The sequence below is a fragment of the Dolichospermum sp. LEGE 00246 genome (genome assembly GCF_015207865.1).
Taxonomy (GTDB): Bacteria; Cyanobacteriota; Cyanobacteriia; order Cyanobacteriales; family Nostocaceae; genus Dolichospermum; species Dolichospermum heterosporum.
The window spans coordinates 1-6,363 of the sequence record NZ_JADEWA010000320.1; the positions used below are offsets into that span (position 1 = coordinate 1).

Sequence of the window (6,363 nt, forward strand, 5' to 3'; positions counted from 1 at the left end):
GGGCAGGGGACAGGGGGCAGGGAATAAGTAGAAGTTTACTGATTACCCATTACCTATTACCAATCTAAAATCTAAAATCTAAAATCTAAAATCTAAAATCCTATGAGTGAATTGTTAGAACACAGCGTCCAAGTAGAAGTAGAAATTCCCATAGAGCTAGCATGGGAATTATGGTCTGACTTAGAGCAAATGCCTAAATGGATGAAATGGATTGATTCGGTGACAATTTCTCCAGATAACCCAGAAATTTCCCTGTGGAAACTAAGTACAGGAGGGTTAGAATTTGCTTGGAAATCGCGAATTACTAAAATGGTTCCTAATCAAATTATTCAATGGGAATCGGTTGATGGTTTACCAAATCAAGGGGCTATTCGCTTTTATGATCGTCATGAGATAAGTGTTGTGAAAATGACAGTTTCCTATGCTATTCCTGGATTAATTGGTAAACTTATGGATAACTTATTTTTAGGAAAAGTGGTAGAATCCACAATCCAAGCAGATTTGGAAAGGTTTAAAGAATATGCCTTGAATGTGAAAACCAATTAAGTGTAAAATTGAACGTCAAAAAAATTCATTCTCCCAAACCATCACTCTCTGCGCCTCTGCGTGAAACAAATTCTTAATCAGTTCATCCCATTTGACTCCTGCTAAACTAGGCAAAACCACATCAGCATCCCCTACCCTCTCCTCTGGTCCCAAGCCTACCACCCACATATTTGCTGCTTTAGCGGCTGCAATACCTACGGCTGCATCTTCAAAAACCACGCATTCATCTGGGGGAATTCCTAACTGGTTGGCGGCATTAAGAAATAAATCTGGTGCTGGTTTGGCAGCTTGGACAGTATCACCATCAGTAACAACATCTACCCTATCACCAATTCCCAATTTTTCAATCACCATGCGGGCATTTTTACTAGCAGAACCAATGGCGATTTTGATCCCAGCTTCATGCAATTCAGCCAACAAAGCCACAGCCCCCGGTAATAAATCTGCGGGTGTAATATTATGAATTAGTTCTACATAATAATTATTTTTCCGAGCCATCATTTCCTGAATTTGCACTTCTGAATATTCTCTATTACCAATAATCAACATTAGGGAAGCATGACGAGATACACCCCGCAAGGATTCATTAATTTCTCGATTAAAAAATAAACCTTCCTCATTAGCTAACTTTTGCCAAGCTTGGTAATGATATTCTGCGGTATCAGTCAACACGCCATCTAAATCAAAAATCACGCCCCGGATGTTAGTTTTTCCTGCCTTTGGCAATTCCTGACGCAAATCAAACTCGTGCCATTTACCATGCCACTGTAACTTAAATTTCAGCCTTGTCCAAGTTGGGGGTAAGTGAGGATGGGCGACGGGGACATTTTCCCGAAATTGAATACCACCGAAACCGAATACTACAGCTTGCCAAATGCCTCCAGCACTAGCGCCATGTATCCCATCTTGGGTATTTCCGCGTTTATCTTCTAAATCTACCATTGCCGCTTGCATAAAGCATTCGTAAGCCTCCTGTGATTTGCCCAAATCTGCGGCTAAAATGGCGTGAATGGCAGGTCCCAAGGAAGAACCATAACTAATATCTGTGCGGGGGGCGTAATAGTCCCAATTTATCTGTAATGCTGACTGATTGTAGGGAAAATCACCAGATTCTCGCATCAAATACAGAAGCATTAATACATCTGGTTGTTTAATTACTTGTCCTTGATTGGTTTTTTCCATCCCCAAAATAGTTTGGATGGATTTTTCTCGCGGTTCACAAGCGGCTAAGTTAATATCATCTAGTTGAAAAAATCCCTCACATTGCTCAATTAGTAAGGTTTCTGGGTTGTGAATAATGATAATTTTAGCGATAATTTCTCGCCAATGTGTGAGGACTTCGGAGGTGATTTGTAATTTTTGCTCAAGTTTTATAGCTACTTCTGGGAAAGTGGAATGCAACCAATTATAGATGAATAAAGATTTTTCTAAATGCCATTGAACCATCCGATTTGTAAAACAATTGTTATGGACTGATTCGTGATATTCGTCTGCACCAATAACTCCACGAATTTCATAACATTCTAATTGGGGATTAAATTCAACTCGACTACTCCAGAAAATGGCGGTATCTAAAATAATTTCCGCACCATAATCTCGCATCCACTCATTATCTTCTGTCACTTGCCAATAATACCAAGTGGCGTAAGCAATATCCGCACTAATATGAACTTCTCGATCACGACACCATATACGGATATCCTCGGCATAAAAGTCACTTCGTAGTGACCAGCGCGGTGTGGCTTCATCTCCAGTTACCGCACTTTCCCAAGCAAACATCGCCCCCTGATACCCATAATGGGCGGCTTTACGTCGCGCTCCTGGTAAAGTATGATAACGGTAACTGAGTAAATTACGGGCTAAATTTGGTTGGGTAAAGGTAAAAAATGGCAGAATAAAAATCTCTGTATCCCAAAAGATATGACCGTGATAACCAAAGCCGGATAGGGTTTTTGCTGGTATACTAACTCGATGATTATTTCTAGGTGCAGCAATTAGTAACTGGAACAGATTGTAACGCACTGCAAAAGCCGCTGTAATATCCCCTTCAATAATAATATCACTTTGTTGCCAAACTGTGTCCCAGGCTTGGGCATTGGCATTAATTAAGGTTATGTAATCTGGTAAACTTACGAGTTTTTCTTTAGCGGCTGCAACTGGTTCTGCAACTTCATTAGATGTAAAAATACTCACAATCTTTACTATAGTAATCGTCTGTTGAAATTGACCTATCACAGTTGCATTCAGGCTAGGATAACCAGGAGTGGTATTAATTTGGAAGTCTGTGTTAATTCCCGAAATATTTATTTTTGCTGCTATACCGACATCTATGCGGCTATTACGAGTGCGACTATGCAACCAGAATCCTTGTGTAGTTTTACCTTGATCTAATCCTTCCCAGTGATTGAATCCTTGATTTTCTGAATAGCTGTTTACACTTGCTTGAATTTCAATTAAACCATCAAAATTTACTGGTGTTAATTGGCAACTTTGTCCTACTATATGTTGATCAGCTAAACTAGCAAAGCGTTCAAAATGGATATCTATAACTTTGCCATTGGGACTACACCAACGTAAGCAACGACTGAGAATGCCATGATGTAAGTCTAGTTTACGGTGATATTTTAAGGTTGTACCTTGATCAAGGCGAAAGCGTTCTCCCTCAATTATAAATGTTAATGGGAGCCAATCTGGACAGTTAACGAGTTCGGTGTAAACTACGGGAACATCATCGTAAACACCGTTAACAAATGTCGCTGATAATGCACGGGGATAGCCTTCTTCAAATGTTCCTCTTGTTCCTAAATAGCCATTACCTATGGTGAAAATGGTTTCTCGGCTGTGCAAATATTCGGGATTAAACTGGGTTTCGGTTAATACCCAGTCTGTATAGCTAAGGTTACGAAAATGGTCTTTTTTATCCATGATTTTGGATTAGTTATTTTTGTTTTTTTATATTTAAAACTTACGTAGGTTGGGTTGAGGCACGTTCACGAAGTGGCGAAGCCATAACCCAACAAACTTCTGTAAATTAAATCCAACAAACTTCTGTAAATTAAATCCAACAAACTCCTGTAAATTAAATCCAACAAACTTCTGTAAATTAAATCCAACAAACTTCTGTAAATGTTGGGTTTCACTTCGTTCTACCCAACCTACAATTTTTATTTTTGCTGATGAATGTGTTCTGATAAAATATTGTCGGCGATAGGTTTATAAAGGAGATGAAATAAACTTTCCATGTAACGATCTCTAGCTTCGTTATCTTCGGGATAAACGAAGTTCCAAAAACTAAACATTTTGGCTAATAACAAGAGTTGATTTGTGTGGGAATTCCAGTTATATTTATGGCGAATGCGCTCAATCATCCATTGAGAATTTTCTAGCCAATATTCTGGATAATTATGGCATTTTTCTAAGAAGTTAGTAATTGTTTTGGCTGTTCCTTCCAGGTCTGTGGGATTGAGATTAAATCCTTTATTGTGATTTTCAATAATTTCTAATGAACCACCAAATTGAGTTGTAAAAGTTGGTAATCCAGAAATCATTGCTTCTAAAACACTTCTGCTAAAGGATTCATAAAGGGCAAAGTGAATATAAATTCCTTGAAAATCGGCAATTACACGATAGGTTTCCGCGATATCGCTCAAAGGAAGACGCATTCCTAACCAGCGAATTTTATGGTGAAGATGATATTGATTAATAATCGCGTGAATTTTTTCTATTTCTTGAATTTCTTCGGAGTTTGTACCTGAGTCTGGATGCAGTTTACTGGTTAATAAAATTAGGTTACATTGTTGTTGTAATTCTTGACTTTTACCGAAACATTCCACTAACCCTGTGAGGTTTTTAATTGAGGTAGTAGGACTAACAGAAAAAATTGGTTTTTTATGGGGATGTTCTAATTTACCGAGAATTTGTGGGTGTTCTGCCTGAAAAATCAGATTTTGGATATGTTGACGACGGTGGGATTCTCTATTGGTTGTTTCGTTGTAGGGAAAAAATATATTTTCACTAACTCCTGGGGGAACCATGTTGAATTTAGGACTAAATAAATCAATGCCATCAATTACATGATATAAGTTGGGCATGGTGAAACATTTATAAGATTCATATTGTCCCATTGTATCTGGTGTACCGACAATCTCCTGATAGGATGATGTGATGATGAAATCTGCGGCATTCATACTGATTAAGTCAGCGGTAAATTGGGCAGAAAAATGATATTGTGATTCTAAATCTTGCCAATATAAGTTACTAAATAGAAACTTAGGTTTCTCTAGGGAATGGGCAATATTACATTGGGTAACTTTCATTTTTCGGGAGAGAATAAAAGCGACTAAGTTACCATCACTGTAATTACCAATAATTAGATTTGGCTTGCCTTGAAATTGTTTTAAAAGTTCTGTTTCGGCAGCCAGAGCAAATTTTTCTAAGTAAGGCCAAATTTCAAATTTAGAAATCCAGTTGTTGGTAACTTCTGGTTGAGATTCTACAAAAGGAACGCGCAAAATCCAAGCATTTTCTGTACCATCAACTTTTTCTAATGGTAAGTTACAAAATGTGCCTTCGCAATTGGGAATGAGTCGGGTTAATATAATAATATGGGGTTTAATTCCTAATGTATCTAAACCTGCAAGTTCAATTTCTGCTCGCATTTTGTTTTCTAAACTGCGGGCTTGTTCCAAAACATAAATAACCTGTCCTAATGTTTCATCTCTTCCTAAAACATCTTCTTGTGCAACCCAACCATGTATGGAAATAAGGACGACGCGGAAAACTGCACAAATGCGAGAAACAAAGGTTTCTAAAATAGCAGCTTCGGGATTATCCATGAGTTTTTCGAGAAGTTCTAAGGTTTCTCTAACTCTGGCTGCATTGTTACCCCAACCTGGTTCTAAACCGAGTGATTGGAAATGAAAACCAAATTTTATGTATGGTGTATCGGGGGATAAATGACTAACAAATTCTAAAGCTAGTTTGATTTGTTTGGTTAGTTGTAATCCTGAATGAATGTGATTACTAATTAATAGGCTGATGCCATTATATTCTAATCTTTGTAGTGATTGAAATAATGCGTCAATCCAATATTCAGGATCTGTCAATGATTGATTACAAAAATAATGATTGAGAACGGTTAAACCTTGTCCGATATTTCGAGAATCACTAATTTTTGGTGCTGCTGGGTAAAAGGGATGAAGATCAATTTCTAAAATGTGGGGTTGGTAACGGTTGACTAAGCGATCGCTCACATCTAATAATGCTTTGGGTGTCATTAAGTCAAACTTGGTCAAATCAGCGGTTAATAACCATACTTCTTGACTCGCAATTTTTGGTCTAAGGACAAACCAAGTATTTCCACTATCTAGAATTATTTCATGGGTATACTGAATAAATGTTCCTAGTGAGGAAGAGTGATAAAAATAAGCAGGTTTTTGGAATTGGCGACAATAATCTGCAAAGGCTTGTAAAATCTCGTTTCTTAGAAAGTAACGTTTATGATTATTACCCAATCCTAAGATAAACTCACCTAAAGCATTTTTTTCATCACTGTTAACAATAGTTTGCACTAATTTATACATTTTACATTACCAAACTCTAGCGAAAGTCAGAATTATTGATATGCTGTGCCAAGTTAATCGTAAATAAGTTACTCAATCATTTACTTCTAACTAAAGGATGAACCCTAACATCATCTTATAGATAGAGAAATATCTATTCGCTACAGCATAGTTCTGAAGTATATTAATTACCATTTTGTAAATCTTACTTGTGACACTTCTTTAATAGTCTATTAAAATAAGAATAAAATATTAC

The 6,363-nt window shown here is 37.2% G+C and carries 3 protein-coding genes; 1 reads left to right on the forward strand and 2 read right to left on the reverse strand.

What is annotated here, in order from left to right; all coding sequences use genetic code 11:
- Window positions 1-102: 102 nt before the first annotated feature.
- Window positions 103-546, forward strand: a complete 444-nt coding sequence (locus tag IQ228_RS18460) for an SRPBCC family protein (protein WP_027403636.1) — start codon at window positions 103-105, stop codon at window positions 544-546.
- A gap of 15 nt (window positions 547-561) precedes the next feature.
- Here IQ228_RS18460 and pgmB read toward each other — a convergent pair whose 3' ends face one another.
- Both pgmB and IQ228_RS18470 read right to left on the reverse strand, forming a co-directional pair.
- Window positions 562-3,471: a beta-phosphoglucomutase gene (pgmB, locus tag IQ228_RS18465; RefSeq protein WP_193963867.1), complete on the reverse strand. Its 2,910-nt coding sequence runs from the start codon at window positions 3,469-3,471 to the stop codon at window positions 562-564.
- Window positions 3,472-3,710: 239 nt separating this feature from the next.
- Window positions 3,711-6,128 carry a sucrose synthase gene (locus tag IQ228_RS18470; protein WP_193963868.1) on the reverse strand — a complete coding sequence of 806 codons (2,418 nt, stop codon included), beginning with the start codon at window positions 6,126-6,128 and terminating at the stop codon, window positions 3,711-3,713.
- Window positions 6,129-6,363 lie beyond the last annotated feature (235 nt).

Coding starts and splice junctions, on each gene's coding strand:
- IQ228_RS18470 (WP_193963868.1), bottom strand. CDS start 6,128: ATGTATAAATTAGTGCAAACTATTGTTAACAGTGATGAAAAAAATGCT.
- pgmB (WP_193963867.1), bottom strand. CDS start 3,471: ATGGATAAAAAAGACCATTTTCGTAACCTTAGCTATACAGACTGGGTA.
- IQ228_RS18460 (WP_027403636.1), top strand. CDS start 103: ATGAGTGAATTGTTAGAACACAGCGTCCAAGTAGAAGTAGAAATTCCC.